Raw genomic sequence first — 25,315 nt, 5'->3', positions numbered from 1 at the left:
GGAAGGAATTACCACTGGTAATCAATGGACAGATGCACATTGCGCGGCGCGCCGTAACGTGCCCGGAAGATCACGAAGTTGTCGTAGTAACGCTTGTCGAACAAATTGTTTACCGTGAGCTTGGCATTCCAATGCTGGTTCACGCGGTAATTGGCGTGCAGGCCAACCAGGGCATAGCTGCTGTGGGTGTCTTCCAGCACCTTGCCGTTGCTGGCGGTGTAAGGACGGCCAGCCGTCCACAGATCACGCTTGCCAAACCAATTCACTGTGGCGCCGGCGCTCAAGCCTTGCAACGCACCGGAGAATTGGTACATAGTGCCCAGACGGAAGGTTTGGCTGGGAATGTAGGTGTTGATCCGCTCGCCTTCACCGTTTTTAGTGCTGGCGTAGCTATAAGAAGCAAACACATTCCAGTTGTTGGTCAGTGCGCCGCTTAGCTCCACTTCAAAACCTTTGGTTTTGTTGCCAGCACCCGAAGACACGTAGGGGCGGCTGCCATCAGGCAATAGGAAGTCATCCGGCACCGAAGGGTCCAGCACGGCCAGATTGTTTTGACGGGTCTCGAAAGCGGCCAGGGAGAACTGCAGGGCCTCCTCCATCAAGCTGCCTTTCAGACCAATTTCACGGTTCACCCCAGTAATGGGATCCAGGAAGTTCTCGTTGATGTCCTTGTAGCTTTGCGGCTGGAACAGGCGGGTATAACTGGCGTAGGCCGTCAGGTTCGGGTTGATGTCATACGTCACCCCAAAGTACGGCGTAATTTCATTGCGATTGCGCAGCTCGTTGGACACGCCGGTGAACTGGCCGGTTTTACCGTAGTTGTCACGGTAGGTTTTGTAGTCCGACAAGCGCATGCCCATGATCACATTCAAGGGATCAATAATGTTCAGGCGCGTGCCGGCAAAGAAACCGTATTCGCGTGTGTGGACGCGGTTCCATTCACCTGTGCGGCTGACGCTGGGCTCGGGCATATAGCCGTCCCAGTCGTAAATATTGGGGATGAACCAATTGCGGGTATCGCTGACCTGCATGGTATACGTGGTGTCACGCTTGCGAGTGCCGTTAAAACCGAACATCAGCTGGTGCTCGCGGCCAAACAGCTCGAAAGGACCATTGGCCGACAACTCCAGGTTGTCCTGATGGCGATAGCCATTGGCGGCCAGGTTGGCGCGGATGCCTATGCCGGATCCGTCCGGGCGCACCACCGGATTCACGCCCTGCCCCAGGCCAGTAATCAAGGCATCACCATCGTCACGTTGATGGCTGTAGCTGAGCTTGGCATTCCACTTGTTTTCAAACTCATGCTCGACCGAGAAGAAAGCGTTTTGATGCTTCTTGTCCCAGTAGGTCCAATCCGGCACCAGCGACATGGAGCGCGAAACGTCAATACGGTCGCCCTCGCTGGTAAACAAGGGCACACCCATATTGCCTTCGCCTCGCAGCTTGGCGGTCTGGTAGTCGTAGCCCGCGGTCAGCAAGGTTCGGTCAGTCAAATCGAATTCCAACATGCCGGACAGCAAATCGTTCTTGTGGTCCTGGCGATCCATGAAGGAGTCCGCCTGCTTGCGCGAACCAATAACACGCATACGCAAACGGCCGTCTTCAGTCAGCGGGCCGGTCACATCCGCCGTTACGCGTTTGTCGTTCCAGGAGCCATAGTGGGCGCTTAACTTGCCGCCAAATTCTGCTTGCGGACGTTTGCGAATCAAATTGATCAAGGCGGAGGGCTCGCCGGTAGGCGACAACAAACCTGTCGCTCCGCGCACGACTTCCACACGGTCGTATAAATCCATATCCAGAGAAATAGGATTAAATGCTCCACGCCCGGCAGCACGGTAGCTGCTTTGCACGCCATCCACTTGCACATTGCTGATGTCAAAGCCACGGGCCTGAAACTGAAACCCGCCTCCCACCGCAGCCGTATTGGCCGTCACGCCGGTGGTAAAGTTCATCACATCATCGAAGCTGGTCAGGCCGAAATCATCCATTTGCTGGCGCGTCATCACACTGACCGACTGCGGCGTGTGCTGGGTGTCCATGTTCAAGCGCGTCGCGGTGCTGCTGGTACCGTTCAGCGTGTACAAGCCTGTGTCTTCAGTCGCCCGATTCAAGGTGCCCTGCACACGCACGGGGGCCAATTGAGTGGTTTCCGTGACGGGCCACAAATTGACGGTATTGGCATCACGCGAATACTTGATGCCCGTGCCTGCCAGCAAAGTACCCAAAGCCTGCACCACGCTGTAATTGCCTTTCAGGCCCGCGCTTTGCTTGCCTTCGGCCACGCTGCCTGCGCCAACCAGATAGACCCCGCTTTCTTGCGAGAAGCGCATCAACACCCGGCTCAAGGGGCCTGCTGGTATGTCATAACGCTGTGTCTTGTCTGCCGTCGGGCTGTTTTGCGTGGCCGCCTGGGCAGGCTGGGTACTCACGACAAAGGCGCTGCCGGCCATCAACACATACAGGGCCAAGGCCAGTGGACGCAAAGGGGCGCAATGCGATCCTGCATCCTTGGATAGGGAAAGGGGATCGAGGCGACGATGCATAAGGAGACATCCTTCAAAAACACGGGTCAGTCACAATAAAAACGATGAACCTGAACGATGTTCTTGCGTTGATGTTCAGTACTGAGCAGCCACGGCGGGCTGCCTCCTGCTTCATTGGCCTCACGCCAATCAGGTCCTCTTACTGTCTAAAACCACCAAGTCTCCAAAACCCGGAACCTGCTTTTGCATCTTTTTTGAGATTTTTTGGCCCAAATCCGGCAAGCCTTTGAATCTGATAGGTTTTTATTTTTATTATTTATGACCATCGTTGGTGAAATGCCCTGCTCAATCAATCCAGAGCTTGCACACTGGTCCACCAGGGCATGGGCTGATCGATGCGAATCGGCAATGCTGAAGCCAGCATTTTCAGCACGCGGTCCGTGTCATGAATGGGGAAGCTGCCATAGACCTTCAGATCGGCCACTGCCTCATCTACACCTAGATAGCCTTTGCGGTAACGGCTCAATTCCTTGATCACGCTACGCAAGGCAATGTTGTCAGCCACCAGCACGCCTTGGGTCCAGGCTTCGCGCGCCTGATCGGCGTCCATGCTTTGCCGGATACGCTGCGCACTAAAGTGCACCTGCTTGCCCGCCTGTACCGTGGCGGTGTTTTGACCTTTTGCCGTAGACACCTGCACAGCCCCTTCGTAGACCGCCAGCTGCGTACAGTCCTTGTCCATACGCACATTGAATTGCGTGCCCAAGGCACGCATATTGCCCTGCGGAGTTTGAACAGTGAACGGTCTGTCCGTATCGTCTTTGGCCGTCTGAATGAAGGTCTCGCCGGAGATCAAAACAATATGGCGAACCTGCGCAGTGAACTGCACATCAATCGCAGAGGCGGTGTTCAGCCACAGCCGGGAACCGTCTGCCAGCACAATCTGGTTCTGCTCTCCGGTTTGTGTAGAGTGGTCAGCCGCCAAAGCCAGAACACTGGAGGGCAGCCAGGACTGACGCCAGCCCAGCCAGCTTAGAACTCCCGTGCCTGCCAGTACGGCGACACTGGTCAGCACGCGACGGCGCTGATGCAAACGCTCGTTAGCCGTATGCAATTTCTCTACCACACGGCGCGAATCCGGCGTGGTACGCACAGGCTCAAAACTGCGGCTGACTTCCTCCACATAACGCCAAGCGGTGCTGTGCATCTCGTCCTGTTTGAGCCAGTTCTGCCAGGCAGTGCGCTGCGCCGCACTGGCTTTGCCATCGCGCAGGCAGGCATACCATTCAGCGGCTTGCATCAAAACGGCGTGGGGAGGTGTAGCGGGAGAAGAAAAACTGGAGCCGTGCTTCATGAGGCTTAGTATTGAGGTTCCTGACGCAATTCGGCGACGGTCTGGCAAGCATGCAGGCTGATGCAGCCCAACATGGCTTGTGCCACGTACTTGCGCACCATGCGGCCGGAAATGCCCATTTCTGCACCGACCTCATCGTCTGTCATCTCGCAAATGACGGCCAGGGTAAAAGCCTTCGCCGCTTTGGGAGACAGGCTGCTGAGCATGGCGCTGATCTCTTCCAGCGCCTGTAAAATCATGGCCTGACGTTCTGCCGAAGGGTAAAAGTTCTCGGGTGTAGCAGCCAGAATATCCAGCCAGGCCTGCTCAATTTCCTGACGTCGCCACAGATTGATGCACAGGTTTTGTGCCGTCTTGCGCAAGTAGGCGCGCGCCTCGCCAGGACTGGTAAATTGCCAGCGAGAACGGCTGCTTAACAAGCGTACAAACGTGTCCTGCGCCAAGTCAGCCGCCTGGTCCGCGCCACCCAAGCGGCGATGCAGCCAGCGCTGCAACCAACTATGGTGGTCGCAGTAAAGTGACTCGACCGACTCGGCCGAATACACGCCTGACAAGGGAAGAACTGAAGATGACACGAGGGTACTCCGCACCGCTAGATAATGAGAATCGTTATCAATTATAGAGTGTGAGCTGCAAAATCCGCTAGCGGTGTGTGTTTGCAGCGACACATAAACTGGCTTTCAGGCAAGGCTCACCCTCTTTCGCAGGATTTATTTCCCTATAAAAACCACTCGAAAATTGCCAAACGGCGAAGAATGCAAAAAGAGCCGCATAAGCGGCTCTTTACGGTCGATGTAATCTGAAAAACTTATTCGACAGTCACACTCTTGGCCAAATTCCGTGGCTTATCCACGTCCGTGCCACGCGAGCAAGCCGTGTGATACGCCAGCAATTGCAGGGTCACGGTGTGCAAGATGGGGGACAGCTTGCCGTAGTGCTCTGGCATACGGATCACATGCACACGCTCGCTGCTGCCGATGCGGGTATCGGCGTCAGCAAACACGTACAGCTCACCACCGCGTGCATGGACTTCTTCGATATTGGATTTCAGCTTTTCCAGCAGTTCATCACGTGGGGCGATGGTGACCACGGGCATGGCTTCGGTGACCAGGGCCAGAGGGCCGTGTTTCAGTTCACCAGCTGGATAACCTTCAGCGTGGATGTAGCTGATTTCTTTCAGCTTCAACGCGCCTTCCATGGCGATGGGGTAATGCATGCCACGGCCCAGGAACAAGGCGTTTTCCTTGCTGGCAAAACGGTCAGCCCATGCCATGATCTGTGGCTCCAGAGCCAGCACGGCAGCGATAGCGGTAGGCAGGTGGCGCAGGGCTTTCAGGTAGTCGCCTTCCTGCTCCTGATTCAGATGACCTTTGACTTGAGCCAGCGCGATGGTCAGCAGAAACAAGGCGGTCAACTGGGTGGTGAAGGCTTTGGTGGAAGCCACACCAATTTCCACGCCAGCACGGGTGATGTAGGACAGTTTGCATTCGCGCACCATGGCGCTGGTGGCCACGTTGCAGATGGTCAGGGTCTGTTCCATGCCCAGGCTGCGGGCATGTTTCAAGGCGGCCAGAGTATCCGCGGTTTCGCCGGACTGGGAAATCGTCACCACCAAAGTGCGCGGGTTGGGCACGCTGTCGCGGTAGCGGTACTCGCTGGCAATTTCCACGTTGACGGGGATTTTGGCCAGAGACTCGATCCAGTAGCGGGCGGTCAGACCGGCGTAGTAGCTGGTGCCGCAAGCCAGAATCAGCACATTGTCGATGTCCTGGAAGACCTTGTAGGCCTGGTCCCCAAACAACTCGGGTGTGACGCTTTCAATGTCTTGCAAGGTATCGCCTACAGCGCGGGGCTGCTCGAAGATTTCCTTTTGCATGAAGTGGCGGTATGGGCCCAATTCAGCGGCTGCGGTGTGCAGATGTACAGTGTGTACCGGACGATCAACGGCGCGGCCGTCCTTGTCCATGATCCACACTTTATTGATCTGCAAATCAATCACATCACCGTCTTCCAGGTAGATGATTTGATCGGTCGTGCCGGCCAATGCCAAGGCATCCGAAGCCAGGAAGTTTTCATTCTGACCCACACCTACAACCAGCGGCGAACCATGGCGCGCACCCACCACGCGATGTGGCTCGTCCTGACAGAACACAGCGATGGCGTAAGCCCCCGTCAAGCGACGGATGACCTGTTGCACGGCCTCGAACAGGTCACCGTTGTACAGGTGGTCGATCAGGTGAGCGATCACTTCGGTATCAGTTTGACTCTCGAACACGTAGCCAATGCTTTGCAGCTCGGCGCGCAATTCGTCGTGGTTTTCAATGATGCCGTTATGCACCAGCGCAATACGCGCTTTGCCCTTGCCGGAGAAATGAGGGTGAGCATTGTGAGTAGCAGGCGCGCCGTGCGTTGCCCAGCGAGTGTGAGCAATGCCGGTAAAGCCTTGCAGATGATCTGCCTTGACCTGTTCTTGCAGCTCGGCCACGCGCTGAGTACTGCGTGCCCGCAACAACTGGCCCTGCGCATGAACAGCAACGCCGCAAGAATCGTAGCCCCGGTATTCCAGACGCTTCAAACCTTCCAGCAGCACGGGGACAATATCGCGTTGCGCTACCGCGCCAACAATTCCACACATAGCCAACTCCTGTTCATGGCCCCTTTCGGCGGGCCAACTAATCAATTCAATCCGCTTATTCTGATCTGAATCATGAAAAATTTTATGTCTATTTTTTCTTTTAAATGAATTAAAATTTCATTTAATAATCAATATGAAAGAAAAGATAAATTCATTTTATTTAACGGAATTTTATTTCATCATAGATAGATAAACATTGTCATGATTGAACTGGACGAGCTGGATTTACGCATTCTGGAGCAACTGCAAAATGATGCTTCCATCAGCAATCAAGCGCTGGCTTTGCGCGTGCATGCCTCTCCCCCGACCTGCCTGCGGCGAGTACGTCGTTTAAGTGAACAAGGGGTAATTCGCAGGCAGGTTGCCTTGCTGGACCCGGAGCAACTGGGCCCCAGCTTGACGGCCATTGTGGAGATTACGTTGGACCGTCAGGGTGAAGAATATCTGCAGCAATTCGAGCGCCTGATGGCCCCCGAAGCAGCGGTGACGCAATGCTATCGCGTCTCGACCGGGGTGGATTTCATTGTGATCTTGCAAGTCAGCGACATGACGGCGTATCACAAGCTGGCTCACGCTTTATTCACCAGTCAGGCGAATATCCGCAATATACGAAGCTTCTTTTCGATTCATCAGGCCAAGTTCGAGACGCGGGTGCCTTTACCTGCACCAAAGATGTAAGCCGGGCTCAGGTCCGTACTCGTTGCTGTACCAGTTGCTGATACAGACGCAAGTAACGCTGCACCATGACAGCGGGGTCATGCTCCTGCTTCACCCAGCGATGCGCCAGCGCTGCCTGTTGCCGCGCTGCTGTCGGATTGCTCAAAGTGTCATCCAGAGCCTGTGCAATGGCTTGTGCATCCCCTACCGCGCATAACTTGCCACGGCCATTATCCAGCAGCTCACTCAAACCGCCCGCCATCGTGGCCGTAACGGGCACGCCGTACACGAACGCATCAAGAACGCTGGAGCCCAGGGCTTCATGACGGGAGCTCAGGACAAAGCCGTCCATCAAGCGATAAGCCTGTTCAGGGCGGGCTTCAAAACCAGCCAGCTTGTAGCAGTCTTCCAGCCCCAACTGCGCAATCAGTTCCTCTGCCGCCGAGGTCTCGGAGCCAGACGCACCGAAATGCAGAAACACAAAGTCCTGACGACGCTGATACAAGGCATGAACCGCGCGTATCAAAGTCTGGGGGTCTTTCTCGGACGTCAATGCCGCCATCGTCCCCAGAACGTGCAAGCCCTGCGGATTCCACCGCAGCCGCAAGTGGTTCACATAGGCTTCATCCTGCTCGACGTACTCGATGGCACTAGGAATCACATCTACGGTAAAGCCCAGGCGACGCGGCTCTGCCGCTGCTGCCTGGCTGATCGCTACCAAACGATCCGCCTTGCGCCACTTCCAACGCGTGCGTCGTTCCTTGGAAGTCAAAGCGCTGTCTGGCTGCTGTCCGCTACGTTGCTCGACGCGTTTGCGGTCAATCGGAAAAGCCGTGCGACGCGTAAAGACCACCCGTTTGGGCAACCAGAAATGCAGCAAGGCCAGCCAGCTCATGCAGGACGCGGTTTGGGAATGGACGATATCAAAACCCCGGCCATGCACCAGTAAATAACGCAGTGCGGCACCCACGGAGGCGCATTCCACCACACTCACGCCCTGCTCTTTAGCACGCCTGGCCAACTCTTCATCACGTCGGGCCAATAGACTGACCTGATGACCAGCCTGTTGCATCTGCTGGATGCTCAGCAGGGTTTGCCGCTCGCCACCGCGCCAACCGCGCTCGAAGTTAAGCTGCAGAATGCGCATGACGACGATCCAGAATCAGCCCATCCGGGCACTGTGTGCCACAAGAGCAAGCAGCAATGCTCCCCTTGCGATGCAAAGGGAGCAATACCGAAGATGGGCTAACACACATCAAGATTTGCGAACCGGGCGCTTCCAGCCGGACACGCTGCGCTGTTCCGAACGCGACAAGGTCAACTGATCATCCGGTGCATTGCGCACCAGGGTCGTACCCGCGCCAATCGTTGCGCCACGGCCTACCGTCACCGGAGCCACCAGTTGCGTATCCGAGCCGATGAAGGCATCGTCACCAATCACGGTGCGGAACTTGTTCACGCCATCGTAATTGCAGGTGATGGTGCCTGCGCCAATGTTCACACGCTGCCCCACATCGGCATCACCGATATAGGCCAGGTGATTGGCTTTGGAACCTTCACCCAGCTGGGTGTTCTTGATTTCCACAAAGTTGCCCACGTGGGTGTGATTGGCCAGAACAGCACCAGGGCGCAGACGGGCGTAAGGGCCGATACGGGCTTCTTCGCCAACCTGGGCTTGTTGCAGATGGCTGAAAGCTTCGATTTGCGTACCGGCACCAATCGTCACGTCACGCAGCACGCTATGCGGGCCGACGCGCACGCCGTCTTGCAACACAACCTTGCCTTCAAACACGCAACCCACATCAATGAACACATCACGGCCACACTCCAGTGTGCCGCGCAGATCAAAGCGGGCCGGGTCGGCCAAGGTCACGCCTTTTTCCAGCAAACGGCGAGCCTGTTCTGCTTGCCACAGACGCTCCAGCTCGGCCTGTTGAATGCGGCTGTTCACACCCAGGGTTTCCCAACCAGCAGCTGGCTGAGCAGCTTGCACGGGCACGCCATCGGCAACCGCCAAGGCAATGATGTCGGTCAGGTAGTACTCGCCCTGAGCATTGTCGTTGGTGATGCGGGTCAGCCAATCTTTCAGGCGCGCCGTCGGGGCTACCAGAATGCCAGTATTCACTTCTTTCACGGCACGCTCGGCTTCGCTGGCATCCTTGTGCTCGACAATGCGTTGTACGGTGCCGTCTGCACCGCGAATGATGCGGCCGTAGCCGGTAGAGTCTGCCAGTGTTTCGGTCAGCACGGCCACGCCTTGGCCACGCGCTTGCAGCAAGCGGCGCAAGGTGTCAGCCTGGACCAAAGGAACGTCGCCATACAGAACCAGCGTGGCGTCATCTTCCTGGTCGCCACCGACCAGTTCAGGCACGGCCTGTTGCACTGCATGGCCCGTACCATGCTGCGGTTGCTGCAAGGCAAAGGCCAGCTCGGCCTGTGCGAAGGTTTGCTGAACGCGCTCGGCGCCATGACCCACCACGACCACAACTTTTTCCGGCTCCAGTTCACGTGCGCTGTCGAGCACGTGGGCCAGCATGGATTTGCCGGCGATAGGATGCAGTACTTTGGGCAGGTCAGACTGCATACGCTTGCCCATGCCTGCTGCCAGAATCACGATATTAAGCATAAAAATTTACCTACAAGGTTGGTCGATCAGTTCTTTTTGGTACTGCTTTTGGTGCTGCGCGTGGCGGTTTTTTTAGCCGCCGTTTTGGTGGCCGCCTTGGCCGCAGTTTTAGTGGCGGCTTTCGCTGCCGTTTTTACCGGCTTGGCTGCTGCCGGAGCACTGGTCTTGGCCGACGTCTGGGCATGGGCAGCTGCCGGTTTGGAGGGTTTGGCCGACGAGCCTGCCGCTTTAGCCTTGCTCGCCTGCTGACGATAATTTTCCACCTGCTGCATTGATGCGGCTGTGGCGGTCGCCATGGCATCAAACTGCTGTTGCAACATGTTCCACCACGCTTGTGCAGCGGGATTGCCTGCGCCGGCGTCCTGCTGGACACCGGGCTGTTTATCTTTTGGGGCGTCCTGCTTGGCAGCCGCTTCGGGCTGTGGCGCAGCTTGTTGTTGAGGCTGTGCCGAAGCATGCTGAGATGCCGTTTGCGATGCCGCTTCCGGCTTGTTGGCCCCAGACTTGGAATCTGAGGCAGCCGCGCTATCCGCCGCTGCTGCCATGGGATTGAAGGCCATAAAGGCTTCAAAGGGATTTTTCCCGCCCGCAGCCTGCGTACCTTGCTGTGCCATGGTTTTGATGGCCGCCAAGGTGGAGCGCTGAATCTCCAGCCCCTGGATGGTCGTGCTCAGCATGGACAGGTTCAGCTGCAACCAGCTTTCCACGGCACGCAAGTCACGAATACGACGATCCAGATCATCGGGGGACAAGCTGGGCATCATGCCCGAACTCAAATCGCCCGCCCCGCCGCTGGCCATGTTTTTCCAGGCCTGCGCCATCATGTCCATGCTGCGCAGCAAGGGATTGTTGCCGCCGCCCAGGGCATTGAAATCAGGTATACCAAAAGGATTCGGGTTCATGCGTAGCTCCCATCGGGTTGATGCCTGCCCGGTGACTCCCAGGTTCAGGCCAGCTGTTCCAGATGCTGCTTGATGCTGTCGATCAGCACCACTTGCGCTTCCAGGGTGAACAAATCTGCTTCTATCATTTGCCAGGCTTCATCCAGCGTCAATAAGCGAAACTCACTAACCTCGCCGTCCATATTGCAGGGCCGTACATCGTCGGCCAGCACGCAATCGCTAACCAGGGCGTTCTCCACCTGATAGCCTTCCGGCAGGCGACGGTGCATGCGCAAAGACACACGCAAAGGGGTGCAATTGTCCAGCACGGACTCGGCCAACCCCGCTTCTTCATAACTTTCGCGTATGAGGGAGGTATGCAGTGATTCACCACTGACCGCCAATCCACCGACCAGCGTGTCCCACATATTCGGGTCTGTCGATTTGGTAGGTGAACGACGTGCGGCCCAGATACGGCCATCTGTGGACCAGCCATTCAAATGCACGGCTTGCGTCAAAAAACCCAAGGGCCGCACCGCACCGCGTTCAATGCGTGACAGGCATTGTCCTTCACCGACCACGTCCAGCAACTCGTCACGCCAGGCCCGAATGCAACCGCCTTCCTGCAAACGCAAGGCGACCTGATCCAGGACCTGAGCCAAGCTCAATTCCTGGCTGGGGCAATCGCTCAGACGCAAGACATCTTCTTCAATCGAGACCCCTGGCAAAGGCTCGATACAACGAGCGGCCTTGGGGGTGATCCATCCGGCAACGCGCCCATCAACAGTGACAGGGCGGCTGCCCGGTGGGGGCAATTGTTGCAGCTGACTGGTCAAGCTGGCCATGCGCTGACGCAGGGCCTGAGTAAGTGATCGGTTCTGGAACAAAGTCATAGTCGGCGATTGTAATTCAAGCCTTGCCCCATTACGGCTTTTGTAGCGTTTAGTCCAACCTTGTCTTCTAGGGACATACCCTGCCCTTGAAGGCTAAAACAAGTTCTATATAATTTCCGTGAACAGATAAGCTACTAAAAACTTCGAGCGGACCAGCACTTAGATGCGACAAGCCCGCCACTGCAACACAGCAGTTTCTTCCAGCGTTGGATTTTTCGGAGCGTTGACGCAGCCGAACCCCGGTTTGGCATGGCAACACCAAAAGAGGGACAACAATGAAGATGTGGAGAAGTTTATTTGCTCTGACCGCCTGTTCGACGGCAGGGCCAAGCCTGGCTCAGATCACCCACATGGAGGGTGGTCCCCGTGTCAATCAGCTCAATTTGCATAACGGGGTTACCCCCATCGCCCAGGACATTGCCTGGCTGCATTGGATGATGCTGATCATCTGTACCATCATCTTTATTGGCGTGTTCGGCGTGATGTTCTATTCCATCATCCGGCACCGCAAGTCCAAGGGCGCGATTGCCGCCCGCTTTCACGAACACCTGGGTGTGGAAGTGGCTTGGACCATCATCCCTTTCCTGATCGTGATCGGCATGGCACTGCCTGCCACCAAAACCGTGGTGGCCATGAAGGACACCAGCAGCGCCGACCTGACCGTCAAGGTCACTGGCTATCAGTGGAAATGGGGCTACGAGTATCTGGACGGTCCGGCCACGGGTGTGAAATACCTGTCCAACCTGTCCACCCCGCGCGCCCAGATTGAAGGCCGCGAACCCATTGGCCCGAACTATCTGATGGAAGTGGACAAGCCACTGGTCGTGCCGGTTAATAAAAAAGTGCGCGTCATGCTGACGGCCGAGGACGTCATCCACTCCTGGATGGTGCCCGAGTTTGGCGTCAAGCAAGATGCCATCCCTGGCTTTTTGCGCGATACCTGGTTCCGTGCGGACAAGGTCGGCACCTACCGCGGTCAATGCGCCGAGCTGTGTGGCAAGGACCACGCCTATATGCCCATCGTGGTGCAAGTGATGGCGCAAGAAGACTACGACAAGTGGGCCCAGGAGCAGAACGACTTGATGACTGCCCAGGCCGACGATCCCAATAAAGAGTGGACCAAGGACGAGTTGACCGAGCGCGGCAAACAGATCTTTGCGCAGAACTGCGTGGCTTGCCACCAGGCCAACGGCAAGGGCATGCCCGGCACCTTCCCCGCTCTGGATGGCGATACGAAATTTGTGCTCGCCCCCAAGAAAGGCCAGATCGACACGGTGTTGAATGGTCACCCTGGCACCGCAATGGCCGCCTTCCGCAATCAACTGACCGATGTACAGATTGCTGCGGTCATTACCTACACACGCAATGCCTGGGGCAACGCTGGCAAAGGGCCTGACCCTGTCGTGATGCCCGCCGACGTCAAGGAACAGCGCTAATTTTGCGCGCGCCGCCTATCACACTATCAATCTATCCCTGACTACGGCCAGGGGGAGTGCAGCAAGGAGTCAAGCATGAGTAGCGTCACCGTCGACCATGTAGCGAACCCGAGCGGACATGATGATCACCATCATGCCCATGCCACCCCTAGCGGCTGGCGTCGCTGGTTGTTCGCCACCAATCACAAAGATATCGGGACCATGTACCTGATCTTCTCCTTTGTGATGTTGCTGGAGGGCGGCGTGCTGGCCTTGCTGCTGCGTACCGAACTGTTCCAGCCGGGCCTGCAGTTTTTCCGGCCAGAGCTGTTCAACCAGTTCACCACCATGCACGGCCTGATCATGATTTTCGGCGCGATCATGCCGGCTTTTGTGGGCTTTGCCAACTGGATGATTCCGCTGCAAATTGGCGCATCGGACATGGCTTTTGCCCGCATGAACAACTTCAGCTTCTGGCTGCTGCCCGTGGGCGCGATTCTGTTTACCGCGTCCTTCTTTGTGCCGGGCGGCGCGCCTGCCGGTGGCTGGACCATGTACGCCCCGCTGTCCTTGCAAATGGGACCAGGCATGGACTTCACGATTTTCGCGGTCCACATTCTGGGCGCGTCCTCCATCATGGGGGCCATCAATATTGTGGTGACGGTATTGAACATGCGCGCGCCTGGCATGACGCTGATGAAAATGCCGCTGTTTTGCTGGACCTGGCTGATTACCGCTTATCTGCTGATTGCCGTGATGCCCGTGCTGGCCGCTGCCGTGACCATGCTGCTGACGGACCGTCACTTCGGTACACACTTCTTTAACGCCGCCGGTGGTGGTGACCCGGTTCTGTACCAGCACATCTTCTGGTTCTTCGGTCACCCCGAGGTCTACATCATGATCTTGCCGGCCTTTGGCATTGTCTCTGCCATCGTGCCAGCCTTCTCGCGCAAAGCTTTGTTTGGCTATGCCTCCATGGTGTACGCCACCGCCGCCATCGCGATTCTGTCCTTCCTGGTGTGGGCCCACCACATGTTCTCCACCGGGATGCCGGTAACCGGGCAGCTGTATTTCATGTATGCCACCATGCTGATCTCCATTCCGACCGGGGTGAAGATCTTCAACTGGGTAGCCACCATGTGGCGCGGTTCGCTGTCCTTTGAAACGCCCATGCTGTTTTCCATCGGCTTTATCTTCGTGTTCACGATTGGCGGCTTTACCGGCCTGATCCTGGCCGTGGCCCCGATTGATATTGCGGTACACGACACCTATTACGTGGTGGCCCACTTCCACTATGTGCTGGTGGCCGGATCGCTCTTTGCCCTGTTTGGCGGTGCCTACTACTGGCTGCCCAAGTGGACCGGTCGCATGTACAACGAGCGCCTGGGCAAGGTCCACTTCTGGTCCACCATGATCTCGTTCAACGTGACCTTCTTCCCCATGCACTTCCTGGGTCTGGCGGGCATGCCACGTCGTTATGTGGACTACGCCGGTCAGTTCACGGATTTCCACCAGATTGCCACCATTGGCGCCTTCTGGTTCGGCCTGTCGCAACTGCTGCTGATCTACATCGTGATCCAGGCCGCACGCGGCAAGGGCGAAGTGGCCAGCGCCAAACCCTGGGAAGGTGCCGAAGGTCTGGAGTGGACTGTTCCATCGCCCGCTCCGCACCACACCTTTGAAGTACCCCCTGTCGTCAAGTAACACTGGAGGAACGCCGTATGACCCCCGAACAACGCCGTCGCAACCGCCGTCTGGGATTGCTCCTGGCCGTGTTCGTCATTGCCGTCATGGCCTGGACCTTTCTAAAAGGCAGTCAATTTTTAGGACAGTGATATGGATGACGATTTTCGGGACCTCACACGGCGCAAGCTCAGTTTTTTCCAGACATTGAAAGCCATTGCCTGGGGTTTTTTTGGAGTCCGTCGTGGTCGTGACCATGAGCAGGACATTGCCAAGATCAATCCGGTCTATCTGATTATTGCCGCCTTGATCGCCACGGTTGTTTTCGTTGTGGGCCTGATTATGGTGGCCCGCTGGTTCATTGGTCAGGCCAGCTGAACCCTGGCCGGATACTGCGCCCCAGGGCACATGACCCGAAGGAGAACACTATGCATGTCGAGACTACGGCTCACCCGTCCAAGGCGCCGTATTACTACGTCCCCGGCTTATCGGGGCACCCGGTACGCGCCAGCCTTTCCCTGTGCCTGACGCTGTTGGGTGCGGCGACCTGGATCAATAACTGGCCGGGCGGTTTCTGGGTGTTCCTGGTCGGGATTCTCAGCTTCTTGCTGGTGCTGTTCTTCTGGTTCAGCGATGCCGTGCGCGAGTCTGAAACAGGTCTGAACAGCACCCGTGTCGATATCTCCTATCGCTGGAGCATGTCCTGGTTCATCTTTTCCGAAGTGATGTTTTTTGCGGCCTTTTTCGGGGCGCTTTGGTATACCCGTGAAATTGCCACGCCGCTGTTAAGCGACCTGGATCACCGCGCCCTGCTCTGGCCCGACTTCACCGGCACCTGGCCGAATCAAGGCCCGGCGGGCACTGTTGCTCCTTTCCAGACCGTAGGCCCGCTGTGGCTACCTACGATCAATACGGCCTTGCTGCTGACCTCGGGCGTCACCCTGACCATTGCTCACCACGCGCTGCGAGCCAGCAAGCGTAGTAGCGCGATTTTCTGGCTGTTCATGACGGTTGCGCTGGGCTTTGCCTTCGTGGCCTGCCAGGCTTACGAATACATGCACGCCTACGCCGAGCTGAACCTGAAGTTCACTTCCGGTGCTTACGGGGCCTTGTTCTATATGTTGACGGGCTTTCACGGCTTTCACGTGATTATCGGCGCCACCATGCTGACGGTGATGCTGATACGGCTGATGCGCGGCCACTTTACCGCCGAGCACCACTTTGGTTTTGAAGGTGCCGCCTGGTACTGGCACTTTGTGGACGTGGTGTGGCTGGGCTTGTATCTGTACGTGTACTGGTTCTAGCGATTCATGCTCCAGGCCCGTGTCTTCGGGCCTGGATTTTTCCTTCAAGCCAAAGGCACACCAGTGCTTTCAATCCAACCCAGATGATGGGCCAGCAACACAAACAGAAACAGGGCCACGGATAAGCCCACTCGCCAGGTCAGCGCATAGGCCATGCGATTGGAATTACCTCGGTCCCGCATCAAATACACCAGGGCCGAACCCAGCGAAACAATAATCCCCAGAAACACGATCAGGACTAGCACACGCATTACGTATCCCCCGCTTCAGGTTGAATTGATGTCCAGCAACAATCCTCGTTCTTCTTCGACTCGATCCCTGCTTGCCCTGGTTTGTCTGGGTTTGCTGATGCTGCTGTTCATTAGCCTGGGGCGCTGGCAACTGAGCCGCGCGCAGGAACGTCAAAGCCTGGCACAACAAATAGAACAAGGCCGCCAGCAAGCTCCCCTTCATATTGATTCCCAGGCCAGCCTGGATAAAGGTGCCTTGTGGCAGTCTGTCTCGGTGCACGGCTCCTGGCGCAGTGAGTTAACTGTACTCCTGGATAATCGCAATTTCAAAGGTAAGCCGGGCTACTGGATTGCCACCCCTTTTGTGCTGGATGAGGGCGATTTGGCGGGCTCCAGCCTGCTCGTACTACGTGGTTGGTTGGCTCGCGTACCGGGGCAAACCCCTAGTGTTCCGGCTGCACCATCCGGCCACCAAACCATTTCCGGCGAGTTGATGGAACGCGTGCCGCGTCTATTTGAGCTGGGCAGCAGCCCCTTGCCTGCACACTTGCCCGACCCGTCTGGCACGCCCCCCGTCGTGCAGAACCTGGCTCTGGAAGATCTGCGCAGCCGCATTGACCTGCCTGTGCTGCCGCGCGTGCTGGCCCAGACGGCTCCCGCTTCGGAGTTGCAAACCAATTGGCCCGACCCGAATATCGACTTTGAAAAGAACCGTGGCTACGCACTGCAATGGTTCGGTTTTGCCCTGATTGCCCTGTGTGCCTGGATCGGTGTAGCGTGGAAATGGCTGCGACGCTCCAGGCTCAACTCTGCCCCTACAAGGAAAACCTGACGTGGACACGACTCAACCCCCAACCCGCCCGCGTTCCATGACTCCGCTGTATCTGCTGCTGGCGATCAGTCTGGCGCCGGTACTGTTTGCACTGGCTGCCTACTACATGCCATCACTGGGACTGCGGCCAGACGAGAGCAATGCCTACGGCCAATTGATTCAGCCTCAACGCAGCGTGCCTGAACCTGCCGCACTGCCCCTGCGCAATCTGCAAGGCGAAGCTTTTGATCTGCAATCGCTGCGGGGCCGCTGGGTACTGGTCAGCGCCGATGAAAGCGCCTGCCCCGAAAGCTGCGTGCGCAAGCTGTTCATTCTGCGCAACTCCCACGCCAGCCAAGGCAAGAACGTGGAACGCCTGACACGCGTCTGGTTTGTGACTGACCAGGGCCAGCCTTCGGAACAAATTCTGGAGGCCTATCAAGGCACCCATATGCTGCGTGCGGACCCACGCCAACTGGCCGAATTCCTGACCCCTGAAGCCGCTGGCAAGGCCCCCGAACAAGCCGTCAAAAATGGCATGTGGATCATCGACCCCAATGGCAATTTGATGATGCTGTTCCCCGGCGATGCCGACCCGCTCAAGGTTCGCACCGACATTCGCAAACTGCTGAACAATTCACGCATCGGATAAGCTCATGGCCGATATACGCCAACGCTACCGCAAGCTGGTTTACCTGACCTGGTTCCTGACCCTGGACCTGATCATGTTCGGCGCGTTTGTGCGTCTGACAGATTCGGGCCTGGGTTGCCCGGACTGGCCCGGTTGCTATGGCAAGCTTACGCCGCTGGGTGCAGGGGCACATATCGAACAAGCCTATCAAGCCATGCCCTATGGCCCGGTCAGCTGGGGCAAAGCCTGGATTGAAATGATCCACCGCTACGTGGGCGCGGCTTTGGGCATGCTGATCATTGCCATTGTCTGGATGGCATGGCGGCATCGCCATACGCTGGGGCATTCGGCCAGGCTGGCGGCTTTCACCTTACTGGCTGTGTGCGTGCAAGGGGCCTTTGGTGCCTGGACCGTCACTCACAAGCTGATGCCCATTATTGTCACCACTCACTTGCTGGGTGGCATGAGCGTACTGGCCTTGATGACCTGGCTGGCCGTGCGCGAAAACCCAGGACCGCCAGTCTCACCTGTAACCCGCCGTTGGCGACCCTGGCTGATCGGGGCCTTTATCCTGCTGACGATTCAGATTGGTCTGGGCGGCTGGGTCAGCACCAACTACGCGGCGCTGGCCTGCATGGACTTCCCGCAATGCCACGGTCAATGGATACCGGAGATGGATCTGCACGGCGGGTTCTCGCTGTTCCGCGCGTTGGGCGAGCTGCCTTCCGGTGAAATGATTTCCCAGGCCGCGCTGACCGCCATCCATTGGGTCCATCGCAATATGGCCTTTCTGGTGTTTCTGCTTCTGGGTTCCGTTGCGTGGAAATTACGCGCCGACCCCATCTTGCGTCGCCCCGCGACTTTAGTGCTTTTGCTGCTGCTGGCCCAGCTCATCACGGGGTTAACCACGATCTTTTTCCAATGGCCTCTTTTGATTGCCGTCCTGCATAATGGGGGAGCTGCCGGTCTCGTTTTATGCTGCGTCACCCTGTTGGTACGGCTTTCCCGCAAGTCGACTGTCCCCCAAGGAATACAGTATGACAAACACCGCTACCCTGGCTCCCGCCTCGCTCCTGCGCCAGTATCTGGTACTGACTAAACCCAGAGTCACCCAGTTGGCTGTTTTCTGTGCCGTTATCGGCATGTTTCTGGCTGCTCCCGGCCTGCCCGATCCGGGCACCGTGGTCGCGGGTACGCTGGGCATATGGATGCTGGCGGCTGCCGCCTTTGCCATCAACTGCCTGATCGAAAGCCAGATTGATGCCCGCATGTTGCGCACCGCTCGACGCGGTACGGCACGCGGCACCATTACCCCGCCGCAAGTGCTGGCCATGTCCGGTTTGTTGGGCGGCATGGGCATGCTGGTGCTGTATTACTGGGTGAACCCGCTGACCATGTGGCTGACCTTGGCCACCTTCATTGGTTATGCGGTGATCTATACCGTGATTCTCAAGCCCCTGACCCCACAGAACATCGTGATCGGCGGTTTGTCCGGTGCCATGCCCCCTGCCCTGGGCTGGGCAGCCATTGCCAATGCCGTACCGGCTGAAGCCTGGCTGCTGGTGCTGATCATCTTCATCTGGACGCCGCCGCACTTCTGGGCCCTGGCGCTCTACCGTCAACACGACTACCAGCGCTCCGGCCTGCCCATGCTACCCGTCACCCACGGCAAGACCTTTACGACGCTGCATGTGCTGCTCTACAGCTACATCCTGATGGCTTCCAGCCTGCTGCCCTTCATCATCCGCATGAGCGGGCCGTTGTACCTGGCCGCGGCCATCTTGCTGGGCGCACGTTTCATTCAATACGCCCACCAACTGCACCGCAACTACAGCGATGAACTGTCTCGCAAGCTGTTCCGCTTTTCCATTATTTATCTGGCGGTCTTGTTTGGGGCATTGCTGCTGGATCACTGGGTGCGCTTGATCTGATCACGCCCAATAAAAAAGCGAGCCATGATCGGCTCGCTTTTTTTATGCCTGTCCCTCGGTGGGCTGCGCCTGTCGTACCCAGTCCGGGGGTAAAGGCGGGCCTACAAAACTTTCTGCCTCGCTCAAGGCATGAGCCAAACCAAACAGCGGTGGCAGTTCCTCATGTTGGCGTTGGCCGGACTCGAACTCCTGCCACACTTGATACGCGCGCTGGCGTTGGCGCACAACGGCTTCAATCTTTTCACTGAAGCTGGGATCTTTGCCACGCAAGGTATCGAAATCACGCTCAGTCAGCATCAGCAAGCGGCTATAGCCCAGGGAGCGCACTTCACCAACGTGGTCGCTATGTTCCACGACATTGACTTCACCAATCGTTTGCCCTGTCCCCAGTTCCACCAGGCTACCATCAGGCAAAGTCAGTTCCAACGCCCCGGACGCCACAAAGAACATGACACGCATGCCACCATAACGCAGATGAATTTTCTGGTCTGGCAGCGCCAGACGTGGGCGTAAACGTCGCGCCAGCTCTTTCTTGGCTTGCTCGGAAATGCCATCGAACATGGGCACCTGGGCAATCAGTTCCATGGCACTCATGGTCATGTCCAGCGTGGGACGCTCGTCCAGATAACGCCAGCGTTGTGTGATCTGCTTGACCAGATCAGCGTACATCTCGCTGGTAATCAGAGAGTGGGACAACATGGTGCGGTAGTGGGCGCGTTCTTGCGAAGCGGCGACGCGCGCCAAATAGGACTCTTGCAGCCACTGCGCGAACACCGGGTATTGCAGTGTCAGCGAGTGCAAGGCATCTTCCAGTTGAGACAGACGCAACTTGTGAGCCTGCACAATCGTGCCCGTAGCCTGTTGTCCCAGTAAAGGAGCCAGCTCGGTTTCGGCAAAACGTATCAAACGCTGGGCCACAGACCGTTTGGCGATCAGGTTCGAGAAACGCTTGTCCAGTTCCCGCACCAGCCAGCCTTGCAGGCCAAACAAATAGTGCAAGCGCAAAGCAGACCGGAAACCTCGGGAGTAACGCAGATCATTGGCAATGGCGGCCTCGAAACCGGCCAAACCAGCCAGACGCACCGTATCGTTCATGCGTTCGGCGCGGCTCAACAAGGACTCGGCGGTTTTCCAATCCACAATCTGCGATTTCAGCAGCTCGTAAAACAGCTCCACCTCGCGGGCCGACAGAATCGCCATCCCCATTTTTACTTTCTGTGCTTCGGTCAGGCTTTGGATCTGGCCGGATGCCACACCGGCCTGACTGGCATCGAACACCGTACACAGGCGTTCGATGACCTGTGGCTTGATCTGCTCTTGCCGCCCCAGTTCTTCGGTCTTGTCGCGCAGCTCTTCCAAGGCCAGGCTCACCGCCTGATCACGCAAGTGGCGCTCCAGCGGGGTCAGCTGATTCAGACCTAAACGACGAATCAAGGGGCGTAAACTGATCCCGTTCACAAACAGGGTCAGCAACACAAAGCCCGTGGTGGCCACACCAATGAACTGGCGCACATCATGCGGAATGGCGTGCTGTTCCGTAACCGCCAGGGCCAGTGCCAGGGAAACAGCGCCACGCAGGCCGCCCCACAGAATCACCACCCGATAGGGGCGACTGACTCGGGTGCCAAAGCGGGTGCGCCCCAGCAAGGGCAGAACGGCAAACACCATAACGGCCCGTGCCAGCAAGGTCACCACAAACAGCAAGGCCACCAGGCCGATCTGCATCCAGGTGATTTCAGCCATCAGGCGTGGAATCAGCATGGCGGCAAACAAGAAGATCAGGGAGTTGGCCAGAAAACCCATCTGAGTCCAGGAGCTGCTCAAAAGCTCGAAGGTCGCAGGCGACATGCGGGTGCGGCCTGTCGAGCCCACCACCAGGCCGGAAATGACCGTGGCGACCACACCGGATACGCCCAGATAGTGCTCGGACACAAAAAAGGCCAGGTACGCCAAGGCAATGGTCAGCGTGACTTCAGCAGCCGGCCAACCGCGCAAGAGCACAAACAGGCCGCTGGCCAGACGCCCCATCAAGAAACCCGCGACACCACCGCCCAGAAAACTGAACAGGAAGCTGCCCAACACCTTGCTGCCACTTAATTCCCCACCCCCCGTCAAGACTGCCAACAGCACGGAGTACAAGGCAATGGAAGCCGCATCGTTAAACAGAGCCTCGCCTTCCACCAAGGTAGACAAGCGTTTGGGTGCGCCCACTTCACGGAAAATGCCCACCACGGCCACAGGGTCTGTCGTGGCCACAATCGCGCCCAACATCAAACAGACCACCAGACCATAAGACGAAGCCGCGTTCAAGGCGTAGCCAACGGCAAAGGTACAGACCACTACGGCCACGATGGCCATCATCAAGATGGCGCCGATATCGTCGAGCAGGCGGCGCAAGTTCATGGCCAGCGAAGTCTCGAACAGCAGGATGGGCAGGAAAGCGTAGAGAAAGGTCTCGGAGGAGATGTCAAAGGCCTGCAAGGTATCCAGGAAGTCGGACACCATCTTGGGCGCCCAGGCATGCAGGTGTAGCAAAATGCCCAGCGCAAAGCCGATCAAGGCCAGAAGTACGGAGTACGGCAGTCGCAAGCGTCCAGCCAAAGGCGGCATAAAGGCAACCAGCCCCAGCAGGCCTGCCAACCCAAAAACAAACTGCCCAATCTGCATCGCGACATCCTTTGTCATCGGCATTGAGTCGATCGGCATGTACATACGCATTCAGGCATGGGCAGGCCAGATCGGCACGGAAAATCCCCCGCTTTCCGCATGAATCAGAATAGCGCCTTTTTCCGGACACACAGCCGCCGAATTATCTTTTTCTCGCAAAATTTACGTTTTTTGGCCTATGGACCCGCATTCAGAAACACAAATGGACGGTGATACGGCGGCAAGCCAAAATCTGCGCCAGCGCAAGTTCACGTCTGACATAACTCGTTATACTTTCGCATCATGAATTTCCCGCGCACCTTCCTCGCTGCGACTCACTGGCCCCATCGTCTGGGCCTGTGCTTGTTATTGCTGGCTGTGGTGCTGCGCGGCATGGTCCCTGCGGGCTATATGCCCAAGCAGACAGATCAGGGGTATGCGCTGGCCTTCTGTCTGCCTTCAGGACAAAGCCTGCCCCCTGAAATGATTCAGCACTGGGCGGCCTTGTTAGGCGAGGACACCACGTCCCATTCGGACGAGGCCACCACCAGCGCCACCTGTCCGTTCTGCGTCATGCTGCAAGCCGCATTGACGCCCGCGCCGATTGCTATCGTCACGCCTTTGAGCCTGGGCCAGTTCCGGCCCTTCCTGCTCTCCCCTCTTAGCCCCGCTCTGGCGCAGGCCTTTATTCGTGGCCCGCCTGTGGGGCAACGCGCCCCGCCCTCTCTTCTTCCTGTCTGATTCCCCGCGTTCGGCTCTGCCGCCACGCCTTTTCTCCTTTGTTGCTATCGCCCAAGCGGGTTTGCCGCTGGACGACGGCTGCTCTTCGGAATTTAGTCATGAAGAAATTAATAAACCCCGGCCTGATCAGCGCCGGTGTGCTGGCCTGCGTGCCCTCTCTTGCCCTGGCCCAATCCACCGTTATTGAACAACTCAGCCCTATCGTAGTGACCGGAGTGGCTCCTGAGTCCCCCTTGCAGTTCAGCACCAACCCCAAACTGCCCCGCCTGCCCTTGCCTGCCAGCGACGGCACGGATTACTTGAAAACCATTCCTGGCTTTGCGGCCATTCGTAATGGCGGCAGCAACGGGGACCCCGTGCTGCGTGGCATGTTTGGCTCGCGTCTGAATGTGCTGACCAATGGCAGCTCCATGCCCGGTGCCTGCCCGTCACGCATGGATGCGCCGACCTCCTACATTTCGCCCCAATCCTTTGATGAACTGACCATCATCAAGGGCCCTCAAAGCGTGCGCTGGGGCCCGGGTGCTTCTGCCGGGACGGTACGCTTCGAACGCAAAGCGCCCGGCTTTACCGAGAACGACGCCACGCTGGACGCCAGTATTCTGGGCGGTTCGGCTGGCCGTCACGCAGGCAATGTGGACTTTGCGGCTGGCAATGCCTCTTACTATGCCCGCCTGACTGCCAATCAAGATCGCGCTCAGGACTACAAGGACGGGGATGGTGAACGTGTGCCCTCGCGCTGGAAAAAGTGGAATACAGACGTCGCCATTGGCCTGACCCCGGATGCCGATACCTTGCTGGAGTTAAGCGCAGGTACGGGTGACGGCTATGCCCGCTACGCCGGTCGTGGCATGGATGGCACGAAATTCAAGCGTGAAACCTTGGGTCTGCGTTTCAAGAAGGATATGCACGAAGGCGTGCTGCGCAATGTAGAGGCCCAGCTCTACTACAACTACGCCGATCACGTGATGGACAACTACGGGCTGCGCACCTTCAAACCGGGAGGAGGCATGTCCATGCCTATGGCCTCCAATGTGGACCGCCTGACCTGGGGTGGCCGTCTAAGCATGGACTGGGCCTTGAGTGAGGACCTGACCTTGACCACGGGTGCTGATTTGATGCGCAGCCGCCATCGCAAACGCAGCGGTATGGGCATGCAGGACTACCGCGATCAGGACTGGGTGAAAGATGCCGAGTTTGACAATATTGGCCTGTTCACCGAAGCCCGTTGGGATCTGAACGACGCCAGCCGTTTGATTGGTGGCGCACGTCTGGATTGGGCCAGTGCCCGCGACCTGCGACCCAGCCTGGGCAATGGCATGATGAGCAAGCCCAACCCCGGTGCGAACGAGCGCCGTAGAGAAACCCTGCCTAGTGCTTTCCTGCGTATCGAGCATGATCTGGATTCCCTGCCCTTGAGCCTGTACGCCGGTATTGGCCATGTCCAACGCATGCCGGACTACTGGGAGCTGATTTCCCCGGCCAGCGGCCCGCAAGGTAGCGCCAGTGCCTTCCTGGGCATTCAGCCTGAAAAGACCACGCAGCTGGATTTTGGTGCTCAGTACAAGGATGAAACGGTCTCGGCCTGGGCTTCCGCCTATATTGGCCAGATCCAGGATTACATCCTGTTCGACTACCTGCCCGGTGGCATGATGGGCATGAAAACCCAGGCAAGAAACGTCAAGGCCCGCATCATGGGCGGCGAATTGGGTGCGGACTGGAAAGCGACGCCCAATTGGACCTTGGGCGGCAGCCTGGCCTATGCCTGGGGCCGTAACAGTACGGATGGCCGAGCACTGCCGCAAATGCCCCCGCTGGATCTGCGTTTGACAGCGGATTATGTGCAAGGCCCCTGGTCTGCCGGCGGTGTCTGGCGCATTGTGGCCAAGCAAAATCGCTATTCGCAGGGACAAGGGAATGTGGTGGGTTACGACTTCGGGCCTACAGGTGGCTTCAGCACCTTGTCGCTGTATGGCGGCTACAAGATCAACCGCAATCTGTCCCTGACAGCCGGTGTGGATAATGTGTTCGACAAAACTTACGGCGAGCACCTGAATTTGGCCGGGAACAGTGGTTTTGGTTTTGGCGCAGCAAGCCGCTTTAATGACCCTGGCCGCACCGTCTGGCTGCGTGCCGCTCTGACCTTCTAACCGTTTTTGCCTGCCGGGTCGGTCTGACTCGGCAGGCAAAATAGCTGAAAAATCAGGGCAAAAAAAAGGGACACCTAGCTGGTGTCCCGTAAACATCCGCTTCAAAAGGGAGGGGAAGAGGAGAAGCCGAAGCGGATGCGCAAATGCCGAATTGCATAGGTGGCAAAAATCAGCAAATGTATTGTTTAGTCCGCGAAGATCAGCTTAAGTTCTTCGGATTCCCCGAAAAGTTGTAACTCTTTAA

General features: G+C 57.5%; 22 protein-coding genes. 12 read left to right on the top strand and 10 right to left on the bottom strand.

Annotated features, from left to right (window positions below):
* Window positions 1–8: 8 nt before the first annotated feature.
* From D0C27_RS04785 to glmS, 4 genes are all read right to left on the bottom strand, one after another.
* On the bottom strand, window positions 9–2,543 hold the full coding sequence (locus D0C27_RS04785) for a TonB-dependent siderophore receptor (protein WP_137430523.1): 2,535 nt from the start codon (window positions 2,541–2,543) through the stop codon (window positions 9–11).
* A 289-nt stretch (window positions 2,544–2,832) separates the two neighbouring features.
* Entirely contained in the window at window positions 2,833–3,837 is a 1,005-nt protein-coding gene (locus D0C27_RS04780) for a FecR domain-containing protein (RefSeq protein WP_137430522.1), read from the bottom strand.
* Window positions 3,838–3,842: 5 nt separating this feature from the next.
* Window positions 3,843–4,412 carry a sigma-70 family RNA polymerase sigma factor gene (locus D0C27_RS04775; RefSeq protein ID WP_240688311.1) on the bottom strand — a complete coding sequence of 190 codons (570 nt, stop codon included), beginning with the start codon at window positions 4,410–4,412 and terminating at the stop codon, window positions 3,843–3,845.
* 233 nt (window positions 4,413–4,645) lie between these two features.
* On the bottom strand, window positions 4,646–6,472 hold the full coding sequence (gene glmS / locus D0C27_RS04770; protein ID WP_022983659.1) for a glutamine--fructose-6-phosphate transaminase (isomerizing): 1,827 nt from the start codon (window positions 6,470–6,472) through the stop codon (window positions 4,646–4,648).
* Window positions 6,473–6,673: 201 nt separating this feature from the next.
* Between glmS and D0C27_RS04765 the strand changes: the two genes are divergently transcribed.
* A complete protein-coding gene (locus tag D0C27_RS04765; RefSeq protein WP_009457505.1) occupies window positions 6,674–7,150 on the top strand; it encodes an Lrp/AsnC family transcriptional regulator in 477 nt (158 codons plus the stop codon).
* Window positions 7,151–7,157: 7 nt separating this feature from the next.
* Here D0C27_RS04765 and D0C27_RS04760 read toward each other — a convergent pair whose 3' ends face one another.
* The 4 genes from D0C27_RS04760 to D0C27_RS04745 form a co-directional block, all read right to left on the bottom strand.
* Window positions 7,158–8,276 (bottom strand): glycosyltransferase family 4 protein, encoded by a 1,119-nt coding sequence (locus D0C27_RS04760; RefSeq protein ID WP_137430521.1) that lies wholly within the window; start codon window positions 8,274–8,276, stop codon window positions 7,158–7,160.
* Window positions 8,277–8,384: 108 nt separating this feature from the next.
* Window positions 8,385–9,755: a bifunctional UDP-N-acetylglucosamine diphosphorylase/glucosamine-1-phosphate N-acetyltransferase GlmU gene (gene glmU, locus D0C27_RS04755; protein ID WP_035269735.1), complete on the bottom strand. Its 1,371-nt coding sequence runs from the start codon at window positions 9,753–9,755 to the stop codon at window positions 8,385–8,387.
* A gap of 26 nt (window positions 9,756–9,781) precedes the next feature.
* Entirely contained in the window at window positions 9,782–10,657 is an 876-nt protein-coding gene (locus tag D0C27_RS04750; RefSeq protein ID WP_137430520.1) for a PhaM family polyhydroxyalkanoate granule multifunctional regulatory protein, read from the bottom strand.
* A 44-nt stretch (window positions 10,658–10,701) separates the two neighbouring features.
* Entirely contained in the window at window positions 10,702–11,529 is an 828-nt protein-coding gene (locus D0C27_RS04745) for an NUDIX hydrolase (RefSeq protein WP_009457498.1), read from the bottom strand.
* A 275-nt stretch (window positions 11,530–11,804) separates the two neighbouring features.
* Here D0C27_RS04745 and coxB point away from each other — a divergent pair, with 275 nt between their 5' ends.
* The 5 genes from coxB (at window position 11,805) to D0C27_RS04725 (ending at window position 15,931) form a co-directional block, all read left to right on the top strand.
* Entirely contained in the window at window positions 11,805–12,965 is a 1,161-nt protein-coding gene (gene coxB, locus D0C27_RS04740; RefSeq protein ID WP_026483582.1) for a cytochrome c oxidase subunit II, read from the top strand.
* Window positions 12,966–13,040: 75 nt separating this feature from the next.
* Entirely contained in the window at window positions 13,041–14,648 is a 1,608-nt protein-coding gene (ctaD, locus tag D0C27_RS04735; protein ID WP_060185482.1) for a cytochrome c oxidase subunit I, read from the top strand.
* A gap of 17 nt (window positions 14,649–14,665) precedes the next feature.
* Window positions 14,666–14,779 carry a cytochrome oxidase small assembly protein gene (locus D0C27_RS19465; protein ID WP_009457495.1) on the top strand — a complete coding sequence of 38 codons (114 nt, stop codon included), beginning with the start codon at window positions 14,666–14,668 and terminating at the stop codon, window positions 14,777–14,779.
* 1 nt (window position 14,780) lies between these two features.
* The gene (locus D0C27_RS04730; protein ID WP_003805158.1) at window positions 14,781–15,005 is read left to right on the top strand and encodes a DUF2970 domain-containing protein; all 225 of its coding nucleotides are present in this window, start codon (window positions 14,781–14,783) and stop codon (window positions 15,003–15,005) included.
* Window positions 15,006–15,055: 50 nt separating this feature from the next.
* Window positions 15,056–15,931, top strand: coding sequence for a cytochrome c oxidase subunit 3 (locus D0C27_RS04725; protein ID WP_009457487.1), 876 nt, complete (start codon window positions 15,056–15,058; stop codon window positions 15,929–15,931).
* A gap of 44 nt (window positions 15,932–15,975) precedes the next feature.
* Here the strand turns inward: D0C27_RS04725 and D0C27_RS04720 are convergent, their stop codons facing one another.
* Window positions 15,976–16,182 (bottom strand): twin transmembrane helix small protein, encoded by a 207-nt coding sequence (locus tag D0C27_RS04720; protein WP_026483580.1) that lies wholly within the window; start codon window positions 16,180–16,182, stop codon window positions 15,976–15,978.
* A gap of 28 nt (window positions 16,183–16,210) precedes the next feature.
* On the opposite strand from D0C27_RS04720, the gene D0C27_RS04715 reads away from it, so the two are divergent.
* Genes D0C27_RS04715 through cyoE form a run of 4 tightly spaced genes read left to right on the top strand, consistent with a single transcriptional unit; the run spans window position 16,211 to window position 19,534 of the window.
* Complete coding sequence (locus D0C27_RS04715; protein ID WP_035269729.1) at window positions 16,211–16,993, top strand: SURF1 family protein; 783 nt, start codon at window positions 16,211–16,213, stop codon at window positions 16,991–16,993.
* Between the two features lies 1 nt (window position 16,994).
* The gene (locus D0C27_RS04710; RefSeq protein WP_081055342.1) at window positions 16,995–17,624 is read left to right on the top strand and encodes an SCO family protein; all 630 of its coding nucleotides are present in this window, start codon (window positions 16,995–16,997) and stop codon (window positions 17,622–17,624) included.
* A 4-nt stretch (window positions 17,625–17,628) separates the two neighbouring features.
* Entirely contained in the window at window positions 17,629–18,702 is a 1,074-nt protein-coding gene (locus D0C27_RS04705; RefSeq protein WP_060185484.1) for a COX15/CtaA family protein, read from the top strand.
* Window positions 18,641–19,534 (top strand): heme o synthase, encoded by an 894-nt coding sequence (gene cyoE, locus D0C27_RS04700; RefSeq protein ID WP_022983662.1) that lies wholly within the window; start codon window positions 18,641–18,643, stop codon window positions 19,532–19,534. Before D0C27_RS04705 ends, cyoE begins: the two co-directional genes overlap by 62 nt.
* Before the next feature lie 42 nt (window positions 19,535–19,576).
* Here the strand turns inward: cyoE and D0C27_RS04695 are convergent, their stop codons facing one another.
* Complete coding sequence (locus tag D0C27_RS04695) at window positions 19,577–22,201, bottom strand: cation:proton antiporter (protein ID WP_060185485.1); 2,625 nt, start codon at window positions 22,199–22,201, stop codon at window positions 19,577–19,579.
* Between the two features lie 282 nt (window positions 22,202–22,483).
* Between D0C27_RS04695 and D0C27_RS04690 the strand changes: the two genes are divergently transcribed.
* Window positions 22,484–22,921 carry a DUF2946 family protein gene (locus tag D0C27_RS04690; protein ID WP_137430519.1) on the top strand — a complete coding sequence of 146 codons (438 nt, stop codon included), beginning with the start codon at window positions 22,484–22,486 and terminating at the stop codon, window positions 22,919–22,921.
* 98 nt (window positions 22,922–23,019) lie between these two features.
* Window positions 23,020–25,071, top strand: a complete 2,052-nt coding sequence (locus D0C27_RS04685; protein WP_137430518.1) for a TonB-dependent copper receptor — start codon at window positions 23,020–23,022, stop codon at window positions 25,069–25,071.
* Window positions 25,072–25,315 lie beyond the last annotated feature (244 nt).

It is taken from the genome of Alcaligenes faecalis, from assembly GCF_005311025.1.
In the GTDB taxonomy this organism is placed as follows: Bacteria; Pseudomonadota; Gammaproteobacteria; order Burkholderiales; family Burkholderiaceae_B; genus Alcaligenes; species Alcaligenes phenolicus.
The sequence above is the reverse complement of the archived record's forward strand: the minus strand, read 5'-3'. Positions and strand labels throughout refer to the sequence as shown.